The following is a 22540-nucleotide window of genomic DNA, read 5'->3' on the forward strand; positions in this document are numbered from 1 at the left end:
AAAAGATAGGGGAAAAATCTTATTGTTTTTCGAAAACAAGCGATTTATAATTGACATTCTCGTCTTCGTAAACCAATTCAATACGATCGGTTGTCACCTCGGTTATGTACCAGGCTTCGGTTAATTCGCCAAAGGTGGCATCTTCTTGGAAGTTCAAGAAAAACAGCAAATCAGATCCCGGTTTTCTAGCAATTCTCCAAAGACCACTGATTATTGGGTCGCTATTCTCAGTCACTTCAACTAGATTTGCTGTTGAAAAAGTGAAATCCTTGCTGGCATAATTGGTCGTTCCATCCATGCCTTCGTTATCATATAGGGCAACATTCCATGTTCCGCCTTGCATGATATTTCTGATTTCCGCTACGTCTTCGTCATTAGCGTCATCATCACAGGTTCTTTGAAGTACCAGTCTATATCCAACTTCCTCCACTCCAAATTTCAGCCTTGCATCATCAAGATCTCTAAGCGGCCAGTCAAAATTGATACTGTTCTCATCCCCGATGGAAATCAAGAGAGCCGGAACTTCATCTTCATTCATCCCTACTTCCCAAGTACCCTCAGAAGTATTTTCTCCGTTGGTAAGTTGCAGGACACCATCTGGCAAAAACTTGAACTTATATCCTAAAAGTCTATCAATTTCCTCTCCTTGGTTAATCACTTTTTTGATGATCCACTCACATTCCTTCAAAATGCCACGCAAGGTATCTGGATCTACATCGTCTTCACAAAGTTGTTTTAATATGATCTTATTGCCATTATCAGTATATAATTTAATGGTATGATCACCAATTTCATACACCAACCACTCTGAGTTAAAGTCAACCAAATCCTCAAATTCCAAGGTCAAAAGTGGTCCACGGTCGGTAAAACTGCTGCTCCATGTACCCTGTACCATACCTCCAGAACCATCTGAAACGCTAACTGTTCCATCTTCATTAAAGGTCATAATACGAGCTAGGTATTGATCGGTCTGGTTCACTTCATCCCGAATCACCTCCATAACGCTCCATGGGCATTGGGTCAAACAGAAATCAAATCTTTCTTCATCAAAATCGTCATCGTTGAAATCATCATCATCGTCTTCATCACACTCATCAGCAGCCAATTCCAGAGCACGGGCCAATTCGGCATTGCTATCCACAACAACTTCAGTTCCATCGAATTTCTTCAAGGTTACTGGAAACTCAATACTTACCAGGTCATTGTCTTCCAATCCATCAAAGAACTTGCGCATATCCTCGTCACTTTCCACTGTTACCTGACCAGTTTGCTGGTTATTGATATCAAAGGTGTACAGGGTAATAGGGTAAACAAAGTCGATACACTCAATATCATCATCATCACCACCTTCTTTACATTGGGCGGCTAGCTCACGAAGGGCTTCCACATTTTCAATAACCACTTCGGTAAAATCTGCAAGGGTTATTGTAATGGGAAAAATAATTTCAAGAATGTCTTCGTCAACATCAACCTCATCAAAAATATCTTCAATGGTATGGAGGTCCTCTTTGGAATCAATGGTCACCATGACACCATTTACTTCAACTGTGTAAGGAAATTTAAGTGCTATACAACTGGCGCTATCCACAATATTATCAAAAGAACCGTCATTGGAGGACGTTTTCTCTATTAACTGCGCAGTGGAAGAATCGGCTTGGATGGTTTCGTTTTCAGTTCCACCGGTCACCTCTTCAAACTCTTCCTGACAAGCTGTGAATGTCAGTGCCATAAGAGCCAGGCCTGCATACAATAAGTTATTTATCAACTTTTTCATAACGATTTGGATTTTTAGTTAGAATTCAATCCTAAAACAACTCATCGGAAAAAAACCCTACTTTATCTTAATTTTTTTTAAAATATCTTTGATTCAAAGTCAACACCTCCTAAATGAACAACGTTTGCGAAGAGCAGGTTTTCAGCTCCGTTTTCAAGGCTAATTCCAAAACGGTATTCAACTATATATATTATAAGTTCGGCAATGAGGAAAAAGCCCATGATGCTGTGCAGGAGGCATTTGTAAAACTTTGGGAAAACTGTGCCAAGGTGGCACCGGAAAAGGCAAAGTCCTATTTGTACACGGTGGCAAACAACTTATACCTAAATGTCATCAAAGCGGAGAAAGTTAGGCTTAAATATGCCAGTCCCAGCTTGGAACATTCCAATGAGTCGCCCGAATTCTTAATGGAGGAAAAGCAATACAAGGAGAAGTTGGACAAAGCCCTGAACGATTTGCCCGAAAACCAACGCACCACATTTTTGCTCAATCGGATTGATGGAAAAAAATATGCGGAAATTGCCGAGATGGAGGGTGTAAGCGTAAAAGCCATTGAAAAACGGATGCACCTAGCCCTAAAAGCGCTGAGGGAGCAAATTGACGGAATATAAATTAGAACCTTGAATTTGTGATATTGGATTACCCAAAGAATTGGGTCTTAAATGGAACATTCAAATAGTAGAAATTGATAATTAATAATCTGAAAGTAGGGTTTTTAGGAAGTTAGTTGTTATTAATGTGTAAAGCATAGAAATCATGCAGGAGAATTATTTGGCAAAATGGCTTAGCGGAGAGCTTTCCGGTCAGGAACTGGAAGAGTTCAAGAAGTCCGAGGCCTATGCTTCATATCAGAAACTAAAGGAGGTCTCGGGTCGTCTTGAAGCTCCGGAGTTTGACGTTGACCAAGCACTTATGCAACTCAAGAACGAGCGAATAGGTGAAACGCCCAAGGTTATTGCGCTTCACCCTTTCAAAAAATTCTTGCGCGTTGCGGCTGTCATTGCCCTGCTATTGACCGGTTCCTATTTCTATGTGAATACCCTGGACGAATCTATCTCCACTGAATATGCAGAGCGTTCCCAAATCACCCTACCAGATAACTCAGAAATTATTTTAAATGCAGGTTCCCGCGTTTCTTTTAGCGAAAAAAACTGGGATAAAAAGCGAAGTGTAGCCCTTGACGGCGAGGCTTTTTTTAAGGTTGCAAAAGGTGAAAAATTCACCGTTTCCACATCCCAAGGAACCGTTGCGGTACTGGGTACTCAGTTTAATGTAGAAAATAGGGAAGGTTTTTTCGAGGTTACTTGTTATGAAGGTCTGGTAAGCGTTACCTACAACGACACGGAAACCCAATTGCCGGCCGGAACTTCCTTTATGGTCATTGATGGAGCCCTTATCGCTTCCCCAAAGCCAAATACGGCCCAACCTTCATGGGTCAACAACGAAAGTTCTTTTGAAAGCATTCCATTAGGATATGTCTTAGCCGAATTGGAAAGACAGTTTAATATTGAGGTAAAAACACAAAATGTTGATAAGAATCTGTTATTTACAGGAACTTTTAGCAACACAGACATAAATATGGCGTTAAAAAGTATAAGCACCCCATCTCGAATTAATTACAAACTTGAGGGCGATAATGTACTTTTCTATGCTGAAAAGACTCCTTAGAGGCCGCTTTTGCCTCTTTTTACTGTTTTTACTTTTTCTGGGGGTCAACACAACCGCCCAAGAGGAAAAGGGAAAACAGCTTGAACTTGTGCCCTATATTAAACAACTCGAGGAGCAATTCAATATTAAATTTTCATATATCAACAAGGATTTGGAAGGATTCACAATCCAAATTCCAAGCAACCTTGTCGCTCTGGATGATATTCTTGCCCATATTTCTTCAGAGTTTCAGATTAAGGCCCAAAAACTAAACGATAGGTACTATACCTTGACGACAAGTACACTCGTTAAGGTCTGCGGAAGAGTGCTCGATAATTTCGCCGAAAACAACATCCCGGGAGCAACGGTTGAGGTATTTGGAACCTCCATAGCCCAAACTACTGATGTAGACGGTGCTTTTCGCCTATTTGATATCCCAAGAAATGCAACCCTTAAAATTAGATACCTTGGCTTTAACACCAAGTATGTAACGGTAGATGAACTACTCAAAGGAGGAGGCTGCCCCAAGATATTGATGGCCCAGCACTATGAGCAATTGAAAGAGGTGATTGTTTATAAGTTCCTAACCACGGGAATCATAAAAGAAACTGATGCGAGCATCACACTGAATACGGCAGATTTTGGCATCCTTCCCGGTCTTATTGAGCCGGATATATTGCAAACGGTGCAATCGCTTCCCGGGATCAAAAGTATAGATGAAACGGTTTCGGACATAAATGTCCGCGGGGGTACCAACGACCAGAACCTGATGCTCTGGAACGGGATAAAAATGTACCAATCCGGGCATTTCTTTGGTTTGATATCCGCCTTCAACCCTTATCTCACGGATAAAATTACCGTGTATAAAAACGGAACTCCTTCAGCCTACGGGGACGGGGTGAGTAGCGTAATCCGAATGGAAACCAGAAATGAGCTCTCCGATGATTTCGTTGGAGGTGCCGGATTCAATTTTATCAGCGGGGATGTTTATGGTCAAGTGCCCTTAACCCATAATCTCGGTTTTCAATTTTCGGCACGTCGTTCTACAACGGATTTTTTAAACACCCCGACTTACAACAAGTTTTTTGACAGGGCATTTCAGGACAGCGAAGTGACCAACGCAAATAATGTGGCCGTAGATCAAGAAATCGCTAGAAGTGAGAACTTCTTCTTTTACGATTTCACCGGAAAACTTCTGTATGATATCAATGATGACCATCAGCTCCGCCTGAACTTCATAAGCATTACCAACAACCTGGACTATACGGAAAGTAACCTGTCCCAACTGAGAACCACCAATAGTCTGCTGGACCAGAACAATCTGTCCCTAGGAGGTCAATTGCAAAGTCAATGGACAGACCGACTCTCATCAAACTTAAACGTGTATTATTCCAGGTACAATTTGGATGCAGAAAGTCTTTTTGCCAATCAAATACAGATTCTTTTTCAAAACAATCGAGTCATAGAAAACGCCCTTAAACTGGACACTAAATATATTCTTTCAGAAGGCTTCGATTGGAACAATGGATATCAATATATAGAGACGGGAATCAAGAATTTCACCATAGTAAGCCAACCAGACTTTCTTAGTAATATCACCGGGGTTATCCGAATTCATGCTCCATATTCCGAAATAGGGTATCGGTCAGAAGGCAACAAATTTGTGGGCAGGGGCGGTGTACGGGTCAACTACATTGAAAACTTAAATACGTTCGCTGAACTTTTGATAGAGCCCAGATTGAACCTCAGTTTCAGATTGGCCAACCATTTAAGGGCCGAGGTGTTGGGTGAGTTCAAAAGTCAGAGTACCAACCAGGTCATTGATTTGGAGCAGAACTTTTTAGGTATTGAAAAACGAAGATGGGTACTTTCGGATGATAATTTACTCCCCATCACCAAGAGTAAACAAGGCTCCTTGGGCATCAATTATGATAAGAATGACATCTACCTTGGAGTAGAAGGTTTTTACAAAAAAGTGGACGGTATAAGCACTAGCACCCAAGGATTTCAGAATCAAAATCAATTTAGTGGGGAAATTGGCAGTTATGATGTAAAAGGACTGGAATTCCTCATCAATAAAAAGGGAGCTAATTACAGCACATGGTTAAGCTATACGTACAACAAAAACGACTATACTTTTGAGACGATTATCCCGAACAGTTTCCCTAATAATTTGGACATTCGGCATACCTTGACCTTTGCAGGTACATATACTTATAAGAACTTGAAATTGAGTGTTGGCCTTAACTATCGTTCCGGAAAACCATTTACGGAACCGGAAACCGATGGAAACGTTGTGGACACCTCGGTTTTCCCGGCCAGAATCAACTATCAAGTTCCCAACAGTAGCCGACTCCCCGAGTACTTCAGGGCAGACGCCTCGGCTATTTACAAATTCAATATTGGTCAAAGAGTGAAGGCCAATGCAGGGATTTCCCTAATCAATATGACCAATAGAAGAAACAGTCTCAACAAATACTACCGTGTTAATGATGATGATGAGATTGAAACCGTAGAGAACATCTCCCTAGGTCTAACGCCAAACGTGAGCTTCAGGGTAACGTTCTAGGCTACATTCGCTCGGGAACATCTATTCCCAAGAGTCTAAAGGCCGATTGAATGACCTCTCCTACCTTTTTGGACAACAATACCCGAAATTGTTTTTTGGTGCCATCAGATTCCCCTAAAATGGAAACTTGCTGGTAAAAAGAATTGAACTCCTTTACCAAATCATAGGTGTAGTTGGCAATGAGGGCCGGACTATAGTTCTCTGCAGCCAATTGAACAGTTTCGGGAAATAATTGGATCAATTTCAGCAGCTCCTTTTCCTTTCCGTGCAAATCGAATGTGGCTTTTAGGTCAATGCTCAAGTCAAAATCTGCCTTTCTTAGAATGGATTGTATCCTGGCATAGGTATACTGAATAAAGGGCCCTGTGTTTCCCTGAAAGTCAACTGACTCCTCCGGATTGAACAAAATCCGTTTCTTAGGATCAACTTTTAGAATGTAATATTTCAATGCACCCAAACCAATGGTACGGTACAGTCGTTTTTTTTCTTCTTCCGAGTAGCCATCCAACTTACCAAGTTCTTTGGAAAGTTCCTCTGCCGTGTTTTCCATGCTTGTTAAAAGGTCATCGGCATCCACCACGGTTCCTTCCCTACTTTTCATCTTACCACTTGGCAAATCCACCATCCCATAGCTTAGGTGGTATAGTTGTTGCGCCCAGGTATAGCCCAATTTCTTAAGGATAAGGAACAACACCTTAAAATGGTAATCCTGTTCATTACCTACGGTATATACCATTCCGTTGATATCTGGGTGGTCCGTAACCCTTTGGATCGCGGTCCCGATGTCTTGGGTCATATAGACCGCTGTGCCATCCGAGCGGAGCACAATTTTTTCATCCAAACCTTCATCGGTAAGGTCTATCCAAACGCTGCCATCTTCTTTCTTGAAGAAAATCCCTTTTTCCAGGCCATCCTTTACTACATCCCTTCCAAGTAGGTAGGTGTTGCTTTCATAATAGAGCACATCAAAATCGACCCCAAGGTTTTCGTAGGTCGTATCAAAACCTTCATAGACCCAGCCGTTCATCATTTGCCAGAGAGAAACTGTTGCTTCATCACCGGCCTCCCATTTCCGAAGCATTTCCTGGGCCTCAAGAAGAATTGGTGCTTCTTTTTCTGCCTTTTCCTTTGCTGTTCCATTGTCGACCAACTCGGCAATTTGTTCCTTGTAAGCCTTATCAAATGCCACATAGTACTTGCCCACCAAATGATCACCCTTTAAGCCTGAAGATTCAGGGGTTTCGCCCTCTCCAAACCTTTGCCAAGCCAACATACTTTTGCAGATATGGATGCCTCGATCGTTGATAATCTGGGTCTTATATACCTTTTTACCAGCTGCCTTCAATATCTCGGATACCGCATAGCCTAATAAGTTGTTCCGAATATGCCCTAAATGAAGTGGTTTGTTGGTGTTAGGAGAGGAATATTCAACCATCATTGCATCCGAAGAAATATCCTTTGCAAAACCATAATTTGCTTCCTCTCGAATGGTATCGAAGAAATCCAGATAAAACTGATCATCGATGACCACGTTCAAAAAGCCCTTGACCACATTGAACTTTGCTACCTCATCCACATGTTCTTGCAGGTATTCTCCAATCTTCGTTCCGATTTCAACAGGGTTTCCCTTTACAAATCTGAGCATAGGAAAAACTACCACGGTTATATCGCCTTCAAAATCCTTTCGAGTGGGTTGAAACTCGACAGATGGCAGTTCCATTTGGTATAACTCTTTCACTGCATCAATGACGCATTGTGACAAAACTTTTTGCAAACTCATGTATCAGGCTTTTCAGCCTGCAAAACTACATATTTTTTACCCTTTTCAGCTATTATTCGTAGGCATCGTCCATAAGAAAACCATGGATTTTGGCTAAATTTAGACATGCTGTTAAATGTTTCGTACAACGACCCAAAGGTCAAGCAAAAGGTAGATGCCGAGGTAGGGAAGCCCTTCACGCTTAAAGAACGATGGGCACTTGGGGGAATAGGTTCACCCAAACTCTTTATGACGGATGCCAGTGTGGAAATCCAGAATCTTCTCATTTTGGACAACAATTTGAACACCTGCAATATTGAAATGCGGCCCAAAGGTATCATTGTGCGTTTCCGTTCGTTGTTGGAAACCTATGGTCTCATCATCCCCTACTATAAACTCACACTTTACAAGGGCGACTTCGCTGCATATTCCATACATCGCGATCAATATTTCATCAAAGTAAAATCCGACACCAAGGCCATCCAAAAATATTTTAAGAAGCTATTGGACTATAAGGCTGACAATGCCCCAACCTCGATTGAAGATTTATGAAAATACTCCTTACCGGCGCTAACGGATACATTGGTATGCGGCTGCTTCCCAAGTTGTTGGAAATGGGACACCGGATTGTCTGCGCCGTGCGGGATGAAAAACGTTTTTCCATTGATCAGGGCACACGTTCAAAAATTGAGGTGGTAGAAATCGATTTTTTGGATGATAGCTCCCCTTCAAAAATACCGAAGGATTGCAATGCTGCATACTATCTTATTCATTCCATGACCTCCTCCATTGGGGATTTTGACGTGCAGGAAGCCAAAGCGGCACAAAATTTCAACACTTGGGTAGCACATACCCAGATTGAGCAAGTGATTTACCTCAGTGGCATTGTCAACGATGTAAAGCTCTCCAAACATCTTAAGTCGCGGAAAAATGTGGAGGACATTCTTTATCAGGGAAGTTTTGAGCTCACAGTACTTCGGGCAGGAATCATTGTGGGTTCGGGAAGTTCATCCTTTGAGATTGTTCGGGATCTTTGCGAAAAGTTACCGGTTATGATTACCCCGAAATGGGTACTTACCAAAACCCAACCCATTGCCATAAGGGATATCATCAACTTTTTGACCGGTGTTTTGGGAACCCCCCAAACCTATGGGCAATCATTTGATATTGGAGGCCCTGATGTCCTTACCTACAAGGAAATGTTGCGTCAATATGCCAAGGTCCGAGGTTTTAAAAATTGGATTTTGACCGTTCCGATAATGACTCCCAAACTATCTTCCTATTGGCTCTATTTTGTTACCTCAACATCCTACAAGTTAGCAGTGAACCTGGTCAATAGTATGAAGATGGAAGTTGTGGCGAAGGACAATCGGCTTCAAGAACTTTTAGGTATCCAAACACATAGTTATGAGGAAGCCATAGCCATGGCATTTAAGAAAATTGAGCAGAACTTGGTCATAAGCAGCTGGAAAGACAGCATTGCCAGTGGGCAGATAAAGGAAGACCTCGGCAAATACATCCAAGTGCCTAAATATGGGGTTCTAACGGATGCCAAATCCATGGTAGTCCAGGATGTTGAGGGCACCCTGGAGAATATATGGAAAATAGGTGGCGATACAGGTTGGTACTACGCTAACTGGTTGTGGAAAATTCGGGGATTCATGGACAAACTCAACGGGGGACCGGGTTTACGCCGGGGACGTACACATCCAGACAAACTATTCCCAGGTGACGCGCTGGATTTTTGGCGCGTGCTATTGGCAGATAAAAAGGCAAAGCGCCTGCTGTTGTTTGCAGAGATGCGCATGCCAGGAGAGGCATGGCTCGAATTCAAGATTGATTCTGACAATAGGCTCCATCAGGTGGCCACTTTCAGGCCGCGAGGTTTACGCGGTCGACTTTACTGGCTCAGTGTTTATCCATTCCATTATTTCATCTTTGGCGGAATGATCCGCAATCTTACCAAAACCAAGTCTTTGGAATAAAATTTGTTACAAAGTCCATTGCAATTCGTCCTATATCAGATGCAACCCTTTTACCTATTTAGTTGTCTATTACATAGACAATCAAAAAACATATTTATGTCAGCTAAAACCCCATTTTTTGTTTTCGCCGTTTTGCTTTCTTTGAGTCATACCCTTTCTGCTCAAAGTGTCAGTTCCCGTTTGGTGGATGCCAAGACCCAAAAAGGTATTCCCTACGCCACTGTGCAATATGGTGAGCACCAGGGTGTCATCACAAATGAAGAAGGCCGATTTGCATTTATTTTGGATGCAGGTGTACCATTACAGGATTCAGTTTACATCTCCTCTATGGGATACCAGAAAATGGGCTTTACCTTGGAGCAACTCCAAGATAGTAGCATCGCCATAACTCCAAAAGCCATAGAACTTAGCGGGGTCTATCTGTTCGACAAGGAACTGTCAGTGGAGGAAATCATGGAACGCGTAGAGGAAAACATGCCAAAGAACTATGCAAAGACTCCAGCCAAACAGCGTTTTTTCTTAAGACAATCCAGCTTCAATACGGTTCAAAAACTTGATATTGAGTTCAAGAAATCCACCATTGCCGAGCTCAACAAAAAACTAATCGACAGCATTGTGTCCATTCTCCCCCGTCGTTCCTCCTACTATACAGAGACCTTGGGCGATTACTATACAGGAGGCGAAGAAAACAAGCTGGAAGTGATAAAGGCGGCTGAACTGTACGACAAGAGTAATGAAAGTTCCATGGAAGCGCTATCTGACAAAATGGAAGCTATCTTTAAGGCTAACGTAAAGCCCGATTCCTACCTTAAAATCAAGTCGGGAATTTTTGGCGAAAAAGTACCAGTGGATTCCATTTTAGAGGCGGAGGAGGAAACAGACGAGATTGCTGATGAGCTAAAAAAACCAGAAAAAAGTGATTTTTTGGGGAATCGAAAGTATGTCATGAATGAAATTCATTCCCAGTTTTTCAATAAGAAATCAAAGTTGGATGTCCCCAAAAAACTTAATCGCTATGAGTACGAATTAGCGGGCTATTCCGAATTGGAAAACCAAGGGGTATACGTCATTGGTTTTGTCCCAAAGGGACGGGGTGACTTTCAAGGTAAACTTTTTGTAAATATTGAGGATTTTGCCATTGTGCGCATAGATTATGAGAATGTAAAACCATTGCGAAGCATCAAATTGCTGGGCTTTAGTTATCGGGAACAGCAGTATTTTGGCAGTTCGGTGTTTTCCAAATTCAGCGGTGAACAATACCGCTTAAAGTTCATGAACTTCACCTTTGGCCGCAAGATGGGTGTGGACAGACCTTTAAAGGTCATTGAAAAGAACAAACACGTAAAAGGTAGAAGAAAACAGAACGAACTCTCCTTGGCTCTGGACATTGTAAATTACAATACGGAAAAATACGAGTTGGTGGTTTTTGACGCGAAGTCGGTATCCAAATCCCAAATTGAGGGATTAAAAGAGGATGAAACAGCCAAGGCCACTTACCTCTCCGCGTATAATCCCGAATTCTGGAAAGGATACAATATTATGGAACCCAACCAGGCCATACGTGAGTTTACGGTGGAGGAGTAGTTCACCCCTCCGATTCCAGCTTTGCTGGAACCACCTCCCCTCTCCTGATGGGAGGAGCTTATCGGCAAACCCTATAGATTCCTTCCCTAAATTAGGGGAGGTGGTTTGGTATTTCATACCAAACCGGAGGGGTCGGAATCGCACAGAGGGATCATGCTTTCGGTAAAAACACCTCCGCCATCATACAGCGTGCGGAACCACCTCCACAGGTTTCAATGGTATCCAATGAACTGTGGATAATGGGACAGTGTTTTTCAATAGCCGAAATCTGGTCTTCCCGCAAGCTATTGTATGCGGCTGAACTCATCACCATATAGCGTTGATCTTCAGCTCCAATCACCTGCAACATATTCCCCGCAAAGTTGTACATCTGTTCTTCGGTAATATCAATCACCTCCTTACCATCTTTTTTCAGATGTTCCACGACATACTTGCGTTCTTTTTTGTCGTCTATAGTATCCAAACAAATTACGGCAAAAGTTTCCGCCATGGCCATCATTACATTGGTATGGTAAATGGGAAGGCGTTCCCCATCAACACTCTGGTTGGCATGGAAAATCACCGGAAAACAATCAAAATCCTCACAGAATTCAATAAAAAGTTCCTCATGGGCACGTTCAGAAAGTGCACAATAGGCCTTTTGGTGTACCCTATCTTTTAAAATACTGCCTGTTCCTTCCAGAAAAACTCCTTCCTCTTCTGCAGCAGTATAGTCCATCACATTGTCAATGACAAAGCCCTCATTTTCCAACTTATCAAAGATATCTTCCCTTCGTTCTTTTCTTCGGTTCTCAGCAAACATGGGGTACACACAAACCGTACCTGTTGCATGGAAGGAAACCCAATTGTTTGGGAAAATAGAATCCGGAGTATCCGGCTCTTTGGTATCCTCAATCACAACAACGTTTACTCCATGTTCTCTGAGCTTGGCCACAAAGCTGTCAAATTCGCGCTGTGCCTTGGCATTAATCTCATCCTTGCTCAGGTTGGGTTGCTCCTGAAAATAATTATTCACGGCGGTCTGCTCGTTCATTCTAAAATTGACCGGCCTAATCATTAAGATGGTATTAGTTACTTGCATCCCTAAAATCTAAATTTTTGTTGAAAAATGTAGTGCGCGCAAAGATATGATCTTAGTCAAGATTCACCTAAAATGGAAGTAAAATAATATCGAAGAATCCGGGCAATTTATCGACTATTTTTCCAGCAGTTTACCTTGGTAATCCACCTCAAATTGGAAAGGGTTCAAAAGCTGGTCAACAAGGATACTGATCATCCTTCTATCCAGTGGGGTGCTTTCCGAAAAAGCACCTCTATAGCCCACAGATGAGCAAATAGTTTTCAAGGTATCAAAAGATGCCTCCCTTTCCAATAGCTGTAACATCCCAATTAAAAACTTTGATGAAACGGGGGCTCCGGAAGCTTGTAATTTGTCCAACTTTGGATACAATGGTTCCAGACCTGTTTTCAATTCGTATTCGGATACCAATCGTTCCGGATAAAACCAAGTTTGGTTGGCCCATTTATAAGGTACACCATAACCTTTGAGCACTCCCGAAACCCCAATTCGTTGGATTGCCCCAAACCCTATGTCCGATGGGGTAACATCCATAAAAGGAATCAGATAGGCATTTTGTTCCAATAGGGCCCGCTGTACCTCTCGGATAGACACTTTAGAGGTTTTGCTTTGCTTTAAAACAGCCTGTCCGGCAATGGCCCCGGCCGCTTGGCCAATACCTAGCACTACAGGCTGTAACCGTGTGGTGCCGTTCACAATATTGGAGACGCTAATGTTTTTATCGGCTACCAAAAAATTATCCACTTGTCGGGGCACCAAACTCCCCATGGGGATGGAATAACTGGGAACCTTAATGTTGATAAAATCAATTTCCGGCGCTTCGGGGTTTTTATCGTGGTGATGATCAATAGGATAATCACCAACGGTCACACCCGTTTTGTACAAACCAAAATCATAGGGCCTTTCTAGATGGTCCACCACCAGAAAGGTCTTCCCTTTGACTCGTCTACCCTCCCGATGATAAGGAATCATGGGATATCCATCTTTTGTGGGGAATTCCTCTGCCAATCTTAAATTTTTGAAGCCCAGTTCATTTTGAATATAATAGATAAAACCTTGGGTGAAGTCCTTGGCCTTTTTGAATTGTTCCATTCGCTCTGACGCAGATAGTTCTGGCCAGTTTACAAAAAAGTCGTTGCCGCAATTGGGCCAATTGATCATATATTTGCTGTTGGGAAGTTTCCCATAGTTCAACATTTGTTCACAGCCCGATACCGCTCCGAACATTTCACCGTCTTCCCGTTTGCACGCACAGGCATAGGGTTCAGATGAATAGTTTCTTGGTTTTTTCACCAATCCCTTACGGTGTTTTACCACTCCTACATCCTCTAGTATGGCCACATAGGTCAAATCCTGAACAACGTTGTTGGCTTCATCTGGTGCTTCCTGTTCCCCTGTCTCCGATTTAGAATCCATCCCCAACCGGTATTCGGCGTCCACAAGGGGTAACAATTCACCAGTTTCAGTGGCATCGATTAAAATGCTGGCCTCTATGGATTCAGTTTTTCTACCTTGGGTATACGTCACCTCCCATATATCCTCTCTTTTTATAATTTTTTGATAGACTGCATTGAAAACAATATCCAGGTTGGGTATGCTGGTCATCTCTTTTAAAATTTTATTCCCGACGGACGGTTCAAACAACGTATGACTTACCCATCCGGTAGCCACTGCTTTGGGTCCTCCGTAGTGAGCATACAGTTTTTCCCGAAACTCACCCCAAATCCCTGAAGGTAGTTGATGGTTGCCATCAATAGCGGAAACACCTGCACTGGTAAGCATCCCGCCCAGCCAGGTGGTTTTCTCTAAAATCCGCACTTTCGCTCCCATTCGGGCCGCCTGGATTCCAGCCGAAGTACCTCCAGCTCCCCCGCCAATAATCAGCACATCTACCTGGTGTTGTCCAAAAATGGGGAGCATCGTACCCAACAAAAAAATCATTACTAATGTTCTTCGCATAACTTTACATTTTAGGGTACTTATCTCGGAAAAAGGAATCGTGCCCTTTTAAACCTTCATAAAAGAAAAATACCTCTCCCTTTAAACCCAGTTTTCGATTGGCTTTGATCATGTTTTTGAGGTATGCTTCCGAAGGAAGGTAGTCATTCACCTTGAGCAGAACTCCAGGAACAAATAGATTTTTGCAGTTCTCCGGCATAAACTCCAAATTAGACGCTAAAGTTTTGGTATATGCCTCAATATCGTAGCGATAGACCTGAGGGATGATTTGGTCAACCCAACCATGTTCAACCCATGTAGGCCAATCTTGCAAATATTCCTCCTTGCTCCAAGGGAAAATACTTGGTGCCATGGTCACCATTATTTTAGGTTTTATCGACTTTACCGTTTTAAAAATCTTCTCGGCAAAACGATTCAACCGCTTGGCCCGCCAATCCACCCAAGCTCTGTTCCTATAATCCTGCGGAGGATACGCACCGTTATGTTCTTTTTTATAGGCAGCTACCGTATATGCATCATACCCGGCCGTGGAGGGATTTGCAGGAAGTCTATCATCGCCTTGCACCCCATCAATGTCGTAGTTTTGAACTACTTCCACAATAAGCGACAACAAAAACTCCTGGACTTCTGGATGAAACGCGTTCATCCATTGAAACCCATTTTTGCTCACCAATTTACCTTGATTGTCCAACGCCTTCCATTCTGTTCTCTTCCTCAAGATGTGCCCCCCATCTTCTTCTTGGTAGCTGGAGGAAAAACCAAATTCGAACCATGCATGTACTTTTAGACTCTCCTTGTGGGCTTCTTCGATAAGGGTTGCCAGCATATCAAACTTTGAAAATCCCGGCATTACACTTCTACCGAATTCCGCCTCCATAATCGCACTTGGATAAAGGGTATATCCCCGATTCCACACCACGACATAAATATTATCTAGGCCAATAGCCTTGCACCTCCTGACTACCTCTTCAATACTTTCTCTGGAATCTAAGGCTTTACTTGCCACATCGGTTAACCAAACTCCTTTCACAGATTGTGAGTTAGCCGGGGTTCTTATCAAACAAATCACCAAGACCAGTATAAGCCCATAAAACCTTGACATATTATACATCATCCGTGTTAGATATCCAGTGTTTTTGAAATTTCAAGTAGTGCTCTAGGCACATGAAAACAGCCTTTCCATTTACCCCCCTTTAACGGCAGCAATAGTTCCCCCCTTCTGTTCAGGTATCCGTACCACTCACCACCATGTTCGAGGTCCCTAAAATGGTTCCAGGTATAGTCATGAACTTTTTTAAACCAATCTTTGGCCAAGGGACTCTGATTGTAGGCATAGGTCTTGGCCAAGGCCACTAATGTCTCCAAATGTACCCACCACAACTTTTGGTCCCATTCCAATTTTTCCGGGGGGTGGCCTTTGGCATCCAGAAAATAGAAAATCCCACCATGCGTATGGTCCCAGCCCAATTCCAGTTGCTGATACATGATTCGTTCTGCTTTTTTCACCAACCGATCATCATTGTTGCGAATACCAATGTTCATGATAAACCACATCGCCTCTATGGCATGTCCAGGATTGAGCAAACGACCTTCAAAGCTGTCTACAAAATGTCCATCAGTTGAGATGTTTTCTAGGACAATACCCCGGCTTTCATCGTAGAATTCTTCCAAAATCTGTTTGGAGATGTTATTGGTAAGGTTCTCAACTTGGCCAGCATCCAAAATCGATTCCAGTTCCAAGGACAGATTGCATAGGATCATGGGCAGTGCAAAATTTTTCAGCTCCCGTGTACCCGGAAATTTTTTATTGTAGATTCCTTTGGTATTGTGTTGTCGCTTCAAAATGTTCCCAAAGGTTTCCTTGGCAATCGCAGCATACTTTTGATCGCCGGTAATCTCGGAATACGCACCAAAAGCCATGGCGGCAAAACAATCTGAAAAAATATTATACGGCTGGACCAACGGATTCCCTTTTTTATCCAGAGAAAAATACCAATTGCCTTCCGAGTCCCTGCCGTACTTTTCTAAGAATTGAACGCCGTTCCCAGCCATCTCCAGCCACTCCTTACGTTGCTCTATTGTGCTATAGAATTTGGAAAACATCCAAGCTTGACGGGCCTGTAACCATACAAACTTATCCGTATCGTACACCTTACCCTGTGGTGTGAGACAGGTAAAATACCCACCATGTTGGCGGTCCACGGAAAAGCTCTCCCAAAATGGGATAATTTCTTCTAGAAGTTCTGAGCGATATTGTTGGGCGTAGTTTTTCAGAGACTTGGTTTTAACTATGGTTTAGATTCTCAAAATATTCCATATATCTATTGTACAAGTGCCCAGCCTGTGCATACGCCGACTGGGGACTCATAAAATGGGAAAATTCAAAGGTGATGGCCTTTTCGCAGCCCGCTCTTTTTGCGGCTTCCAGCTTAAGTAGTAGTTTTTCAAATTTGATGGGCATAAACTTTATGGGCATATCCCTATCAAAGGATTCCAAATTGGTCCAGGATTGCATGCCATAGCGATCCGCCAACTTTTTATTCAGTTTAAGATAGTCCTCCAAATGCTCATAGTCCACATGCCCATCTTGAAAAGCAACTACATCTATAGCGCCCTGTACGCCGTCAAATATTTCGTTCCACTCCGTGAAATGTTGTTGCAAAGACACGCTTTCTGCCTTGGTAATAGCATGTTCTGAGGCCATGACCGCTTTTTTTCCATCAATCCAAGGGGAGATCAAAACCGGTAGTCCCCCACTTACCTCCTTACAGTGTTTTCCAAGTCGCGCTATGGTATCCACGGCACCTTTGGTTCTTCTGCTCAATTCCAAGCTTAGGTACCATCCTTTAAAGCTCTTATAACTACCATAGGTACTGTAGGCCTCATCAATTACATGCAGGTTGGAATCCAGTTCCAAGGTCATATCTCCCGTTCTCCAGTAAGCCCCACTATCGTAGGTTCCAAAATAGAACTGCATCCCAAATTCATCCGAAAGTTCCAGAAATTGCTTGACCAAATCTGTGGGCGGTTTAAAACAATCTTTTTTCTTTATGAGATATTCCGATGGATAGGTAAGAAACTTTTGATATCCTGACCGAATCAGAATAACGGTATCTATACCCATTTTTTTCATGTGCCTGAAATCATTCTCCCACTCCTTCCTACCCCAATTCTGATGGGGGATATCGTGACTTATCTCGTCCAAGAAAGTGCCAGTGATTTTTAAATCGCCGTTCATGCTAAACTTCCTTTAATTTATCCCACCAGAACTTTTTGAGCAAGTAACTTGTTAAAATCAACACTGCGGACCAAATCACCATTTGGGTATTTTCGCGCAGCATAAAATAAATGGGAATGACCACTTGGGCCATCTGCCAAATGATTCCCACTACCACATTGAAACTGTCGCGACGAAAATCTTGGTTCGGTTCAAAGCTTGGATCTTCTGCCAAGACCTCCCTTTTAATCGGTCCCCAGAATCCCCAAGGTCGTGTTTGTTTATAAAACTTTTTCACGGCTTCCTTATTGGGCAGGGGTTCCAAATAGGTTCCAATGATGCATCCCAAAAAGGAAAACAGAAAGATGATGGGGAAGACAAAAATGTCCACATATTGAGGGAAGAAAAACAGTTTAACGGTGGAGGCAATCAAACCGAAAAGCATCCCCCAAAAGTAGCCGTTACCCGTAAAGCGCCACCAAATCCATTTTAATACATTGGCCGCCACATATCCACCGTACAAGGCTGAACTAAGCCAAAGGATCAACTCGTTGAGCGATCCGGCGTTCAAACCAAAAATTATTCCTACCACCACCATGGCCAAGGAAGACCATATGCTCAGGTTGACTAAGCGTTTATCCGAAGCGCCTGGCTTGATGTATTTCTTATAGATATCGTTTACGATATAAGCAGGTGCCGCATTGACAAATGCCGCAAAGGTGCCCATAAATGCTGCCAAAAACCCGGCCAACATCAATCCTTTTAGGCCAGCGGGAAGGAATTTATTGATGGCCATAGGAAGCACTTGTTCAAAGTCGATTTCACCACCCATGGCTGAAAGTTCCGGTCCTAGGTAAACTAGGGAAAGGACGGCAAACCCCACAATCATAAAATATCTGGGAATGTATAGCACACAAATGGTAAGGAAGCTCATTTTGGCAGCCTCGGCAGCGTTACGCGTCGCCAGAATCCGTTGCATATCATAGCTTGGTACCGGCCCCGCCGTCGATGCAAGGATGCCCTTCAACACCATAAGGATAAAAAGTAGACCAAAAAGGTCAAATCCATCTTTTCCAATCTTTGAATTTACCTGGGGAAAGGCACTATTACTCCAATCCAAGTCCAAGTTCCAACCAAACCATAAATCCTTCCAACCATTTGGCACAATTGTTTCAATCTGACCTGCATCAACCATATTGAATGCGATGATACCCACACCTATACAGGCAATGGTCATGATTACAAACTGCATCACCTCCGTGGCCACAACGCTGTGCATTCCTCCCTTAACAGTATACAAGGAGGTAAGTCCACATATAAGCAACGCATAACTTTTGGCAGAGGAAACGTGATATCCGAAAAATTCAAAAGCCAGGTCCCAAGGCAAAATAGAGGTGCAATACTTTCCTATTCCCTCAAAAAAATAAGCGATAAACCCCAAGACACTGATGACGGCAAAAATAACTATGATAATATGCGAGAGCTTAGCTCCTTTTCCATCTCCAAAGCGAAAGGTAATCCACTCCGCTCCGGTCATTACATTAGATCTTCGCATCCAAATAGCCAAATAGACAAAAATGAAGACTTGGTTCCAAACGGGCCACAACCAGGGCAACCAGGCGCTTTTAAGTCCGTATACGAAAAGGATGCCCACGGTCCACATCGTCCCTGAAATATCGAACATTCCTGAGGCATTACTTAATCCCAGATAATACCATGGCAACTGATTACCTCCCAAGAAATAAGACTCTAGGTTTTTAGACGACTTTTTGGATAGGTAGAACCCAAGAGCAAGTACCCCAACCACATAGGCAAGAACAATTGCAATATCAATGTTTGAAATCTCCATATTACCGGACAATAGCATGTTTTGGTGTTATTGACCTTTCCAAGTTCAACTTGATTGATCAAAAAGTATTGAGTCAAAGCAAATCTAAATGATTATGACAATATAGAATGTGTTCACGAGCACATTTATAGAATTGACAATAAAATAAGTTATTTGATAAATAATTTTCAATGATTCGATTTGATTTTAATTTTTAATTTATTGCTATTGCATGCCAACTTTACTACTTTGGTTCCCAATTTGTCTCTGATAGTATTTTTTGGCTGTTTATAATCGCCCAGTTTGACTTTTATAGCATAAAAGCCTGATTTACACCTATAGGAAACCAATGTAATCTCCGAAACAATATACCCAGCACATGCATCCCAAAAAATATACCCTCCAAGATATCGCTGAACTCGCCCAAGTTTCCAGGGGCACTGTGGACAGGGTGGTAAATAATAGGGGCAAGGTTTCGGCAAAAGCCAAGGAGAAAGTAGAAAAAGTTTTAAAGGAAATAGATTATAAACCAAATCTAATTGCAAGGTCTTTGAAGCGGCATAAAAATCTTGCAATAGCTGTTGTGATACCACAGCACAATCAACATGATGTTTATTGGGACCAATGCGCCCAAGGAATTCAGGAAGCTGGCAAAAAATGGAGTCAGTTTGGAATTGAACTCAACTATTTTTACTATCAGAAAAGTAAGGAGAGTTTTGTAAAAACCCTTATGGAAGCATGGCAGACAGGTCCAAATGCAATTTTGATGGCGCCCATTTATTATGAAGAGTTAAAGTGGGTGTTTCCACAAATTGAACAGCTAGATATACCTATTGGATTTATAAATACTCCTATTGAGGAGGTCGACTATTTGACCTTTGTAGGACAAGATTATAAGAAGAGCGGTAGGCTGGCGGCACAACTTATGGAAAATCTTATAAAATCCTATCCACCACAGAAAATCCTGATTGCCCATATTGGCGTAGATACCGATCACGCAATTCATTTACATGACAAAGAGAAAGGTTTTAGGGAGTACTTCGCCGAACGTATCCCTGATTTTGAAATTGAGACAATCTCGTTCCGCACTGATAATGTATCCAAGAATTTGGATTCATTTATGTCTGATTTTGCAGGGGTTTATGTTACCACTTCCAAGACCCATTTGCTATCGGAATATCTAAGTAGTCATCCTAAAATTAAGGTCATAGGCTATGACTTGGTTCCAAGAAACATAGAACTGTTAAGGAAAGGCACTATCAATATGCTTCTAAACCAGAACCCAAAAATGCAAGGTCATGCCTGTATTGACCATCTTTCAAACCATTTACTATACAACATAGCCGTTGATAAGAAAAAGCTATTTCCTATTGATATTGTATTGACAGAAAATTTGCCAAGTTATCTCTAATTTTCAATGCTACCTAGCTTCTAATCAAAGGCATGGTACTGCATCTTAGCAGCCCTTCCTGTTTAGCGATTTCGGCATATGGGATTTCCTCTACAATAAAACCTTGCTCCCGCAGCCAATTATTAAGTCGGGTAAAATTCTTTTCGGAGACGACGACCTCTGGGGAAATGGAAAAAACATTGCTGAACATTTGGTACATTTCGTCTTTGGTAATTTCGAAAATGTTCTCTTGCCCAAAATAATCTACCAACCATTGGTACTCTTCTTCTACCAAAAACCCATTTTTATGCAAAATGGCCTTATCCTTTCCCACAGGTTGAAAACAGCAGTCTAAATGAAGGGCATTGTCCTTGGCATTAGTATTGGATTTTCGAAGCTCGAACGATTTTACCGTTTTGTTTGGAAACTGTTCCTTAAGGAACTCCACAGCCTGTTTATTAGTTCTAGCAGTAATGTAATCGGGGTAGTCTTCTCCGGTATAGGTCCCCACAAAGATGTAGTTATTCCACGGCATTACATCCCCGCCTTCAATATGAACCTCCTCGGGAGGCCTAATAATTTTCAAGGGATCTATCTGATCCAATACATGCTGTATGGCCTCAAATTCCCTTTCCCTATCAGGGAGGATGTTAGAGTGAAAAATTCGGTCCTCAATAACAAACGCAATGTCCCTTGAAAAAATCTGATTACAGTCCTTTAGCACCGTAGGCCTATACACTTTAACTCCATGCTTTGCAAAAACCTCGGCAAAGGCGTCCATTTCCTTTACCATATCGGCCTCCAGGGGATAAGTACCTGCCAAAATATGCTCAAGAGACTTTGGATCGTATGCCTGCTCCGGGGTGGGTGTTGGCCCGCAGCTTTCTGCAGTTCCCAAAATTACCGCCTTTAAGGAGCTGGTCTCATCTTCAATATGCAATTGCATCATTTCATTTCATTTTCTAGAAAAGGAATCCCAATTCGTATCCCATAGAAGGAAATCCCTAAAAATTCTAAGGCAAAACTAGTGCTTTGCCTGCAATTTTCCATTTGCAAATTCAGAAAAATAATAATTCGTAAAAGGGTTTTACAACAGCAAGATTATCCAAAAACCCTTGTCTTTTTAAATAACTGATATTCAACTTTTTAAATTGAAAAAAAGCTAAATTTTAAGCGTTAAAAATGTAAATAATTTCTATGGTATTACTACTTTTATTTGAAGAAAATCCACAGGATTATGAAAAAGGCAGCCATTCTCTTTTTCTCTATTATGATTATTGCCCTTGGAGCATGGTCACTAAACTCATTTTCTAACAAAATATCCCCTTCCAACACAGAAAATGTGAGCTCCATGGACATGAAGGAGTACGGCAACAAATATTCAGATTGCATCAATGGTTCTGAGCTGGATTCCTTCACCAAGCAAGTGTTTGAAACAAACTTTAAAACCACCAAACTCCCGGTTAAGAGCATCGATAAAAGTTTGGAAAATTATCAACGCTCTCTAGAAGTCACTATAGAAAACCTTAACGCCATTGACGCCCACGACTTTTTACATTCCGAGTATGAACGTTACAAAACCGAAATGAGCCAGGAGACGCTTTCTGGAGTCAGAGCTTATTATCTCGCAGGTGCCATGAAAGTCTGTTTCAATTTGGATAAGTCGTTAAACCAGGACTCAAACCATCTCCCCCAACCTTAGTTCAAACAAAAAACGGCTCAAAGGCCGTTTTTTGTTTACTAATTACGT

General features: G+C 42.1%; 17 protein-coding genes. 8 read left to right on the top strand and 9 right to left on the bottom strand.

What is annotated here, in order from left to right; genetic code table 11:
• Positions 1 to 19 precede the first annotated feature (19 nt).
• Positions 20 to 1774, bottom strand: a complete 1755-nt coding sequence (locus BUC10_RS14460; RefSeq protein WP_073180940.1) for a hypothetical protein — start codon at positions 1772 to 1774, stop codon at positions 20 to 22.
• A gap of 113 nt (positions 1775 to 1887) precedes the next feature.
• Between BUC10_RS14460 and BUC10_RS14465 the strand changes: the two genes are divergently transcribed.
• The 3 genes from BUC10_RS14465 to BUC10_RS14475 all read left to right on the top strand — a co-directional run bounded on the left by BUC10_RS14465 (position 1888) and on the right by BUC10_RS14475 (position 5990).
• A complete protein-coding gene (locus BUC10_RS14465; protein ID WP_073180942.1) occupies positions 1888 to 2385 on the top strand; it encodes an RNA polymerase sigma factor in 498 nt (165 codons plus the stop codon).
• 145 nt (positions 2386 to 2530) lie between these two features.
• Positions 2531 to 3442 carry a FecR family protein gene (locus BUC10_RS14470; protein ID WP_073180944.1) on the top strand — a complete coding sequence of 304 codons (912 nt, stop codon included), beginning with the start codon at positions 2531 to 2533 and terminating at the stop codon, positions 3440 to 3442.
• A complete protein-coding gene (locus tag BUC10_RS14475) occupies positions 3423 to 5990 on the top strand; it encodes a TonB-dependent receptor (RefSeq protein WP_245812837.1) in 2568 nt (855 codons plus the stop codon). The genes BUC10_RS14470 and BUC10_RS14475 overlap by 20 nt, the downstream gene beginning before the upstream one ends.
• A gap of 1 nt (position 5991) precedes the next feature.
• Here BUC10_RS14475 and argS read toward each other — a convergent pair whose 3' ends face one another.
• Positions 5992 to 7770: an arginine--tRNA ligase gene (gene argS / locus BUC10_RS14480; protein WP_073180948.1), complete on the bottom strand. Its 1779-nt coding sequence runs from the start codon at positions 7768 to 7770 to the stop codon at positions 5992 to 5994.
• 105 nt (positions 7771 to 7875) lie between these two features.
• Here argS and BUC10_RS14485 point away from each other — a divergent pair, with 105 nt between their 5' ends.
• The 3 genes from BUC10_RS14485 (at position 7876) to BUC10_RS14495 (ending at position 11318) form a co-directional block, all read left to right on the top strand.
• Positions 7876 to 8301: a hypothetical protein gene (locus tag BUC10_RS14485; RefSeq protein WP_073180950.1), complete on the top strand. Its 426-nt coding sequence runs from the start codon at positions 7876 to 7878 to the stop codon at positions 8299 to 8301.
• The gene (locus tag BUC10_RS14490) at positions 8298 to 9734 is read left to right on the top strand and encodes an SDR family oxidoreductase (protein WP_073180952.1); all 1437 of its coding nucleotides are present in this window, start codon (positions 8298 to 8300) and stop codon (positions 9732 to 9734) included. The genes BUC10_RS14485 and BUC10_RS14490 overlap by 4 nt, the downstream gene beginning before the upstream one ends.
• Positions 9735 to 9830: 96 nt before the next feature.
• Entirely contained in the window at positions 9831 to 11318 is a 1488-nt protein-coding gene (locus BUC10_RS14495; RefSeq protein ID WP_073180954.1) for a peptidase associated/transthyretin-like domain-containing protein, read from the top strand.
• 151 nt (positions 11319 to 11469) lie between these two features.
• On the opposite strand, the gene ctlX is transcribed toward BUC10_RS14495, so the two are convergent.
• The 6 genes from ctlX to BUC10_RS14525 form a co-directional block, all read right to left on the bottom strand.
• A complete protein-coding gene (gene ctlX, locus BUC10_RS14500) occupies positions 11470 to 12399 on the bottom strand; it encodes a citrulline utilization hydrolase CtlX (RefSeq protein ID WP_073180956.1) in 930 nt (309 codons plus the stop codon).
• A 114-nt stretch (positions 12400 to 12513) separates the two neighbouring features.
• The gene (locus tag BUC10_RS14505) at positions 12514 to 14355 is read right to left on the bottom strand and encodes an FAD-dependent oxidoreductase (RefSeq protein ID WP_073180958.1); all 1842 of its coding nucleotides are present in this window, start codon (positions 14353 to 14355) and stop codon (positions 12514 to 12516) included.
• 4 nt (positions 14356 to 14359) lie between these two features.
• Positions 14360 to 15385, bottom strand: a complete 1026-nt coding sequence (locus tag BUC10_RS14510; protein WP_245812838.1) for a glycoside hydrolase family 10-like protein — start codon at positions 15383 to 15385, stop codon at positions 14360 to 14362.
• An 89-nt stretch (positions 15386 to 15474) separates the two neighbouring features.
• The gene (locus BUC10_RS14515) at positions 15475 to 16629 is read right to left on the bottom strand and encodes a n-acyl-d-glucosamine 2-epimerase (RefSeq protein ID WP_073180960.1); all 1155 of its coding nucleotides are present in this window, start codon (positions 16627 to 16629) and stop codon (positions 15475 to 15477) included.
• Positions 16630 to 16639: 10 nt separating this feature from the next.
• Positions 16640 to 17593, bottom strand: coding sequence for a DUF4434 domain-containing protein (locus BUC10_RS14520; RefSeq protein ID WP_073180962.1), 954 nt, complete (start codon positions 17591 to 17593; stop codon positions 16640 to 16642).
• Between the two features lies 1 nt (position 17594).
• On the bottom strand, positions 17595 to 19439 hold the full coding sequence (locus tag BUC10_RS14525) for a sodium:solute symporter family protein (protein WP_245812839.1): 1845 nt from the start codon (positions 19437 to 19439) through the stop codon (positions 17595 to 17597).
• A 340-nt stretch (positions 19440 to 19779) separates the two neighbouring features.
• Between BUC10_RS14525 and BUC10_RS14530 the strand changes: the two genes are divergently transcribed.
• Complete coding sequence (locus BUC10_RS14530; RefSeq protein WP_073180964.1) at positions 19780 to 20811, top strand: LacI family DNA-binding transcriptional regulator; 1032 nt, start codon at positions 19780 to 19782, stop codon at positions 20809 to 20811.
• 13 nt (positions 20812 to 20824) lie between these two features.
• On the opposite strand, the gene BUC10_RS14535 is transcribed toward BUC10_RS14530, so the two are convergent.
• Positions 20825 to 21739 (bottom strand): dimethylarginine dimethylaminohydrolase family protein, encoded by a 915-nt coding sequence (locus tag BUC10_RS14535; RefSeq protein ID WP_073180966.1) that lies wholly within the window; start codon positions 21737 to 21739, stop codon positions 20825 to 20827.
• 288 nt (positions 21740 to 22027) lie between these two features.
• On the opposite strand from BUC10_RS14535, the gene BUC10_RS14540 reads away from it, so the two are divergent.
• Complete coding sequence (locus BUC10_RS14540; protein ID WP_073180968.1) at positions 22028 to 22492, top strand: hypothetical protein; 465 nt, start codon at positions 22028 to 22030, stop codon at positions 22490 to 22492.
• Positions 22493 to 22540: the final 48 nt, after the last annotated feature.

Source organism: Flagellimonas flava, assembly GCF_900129665.1.
Taxonomy (GTDB): domain Bacteria; phylum Bacteroidota; class Bacteroidia; order Flavobacteriales; family Flavobacteriaceae; genus Flagellimonas; species Flagellimonas flava.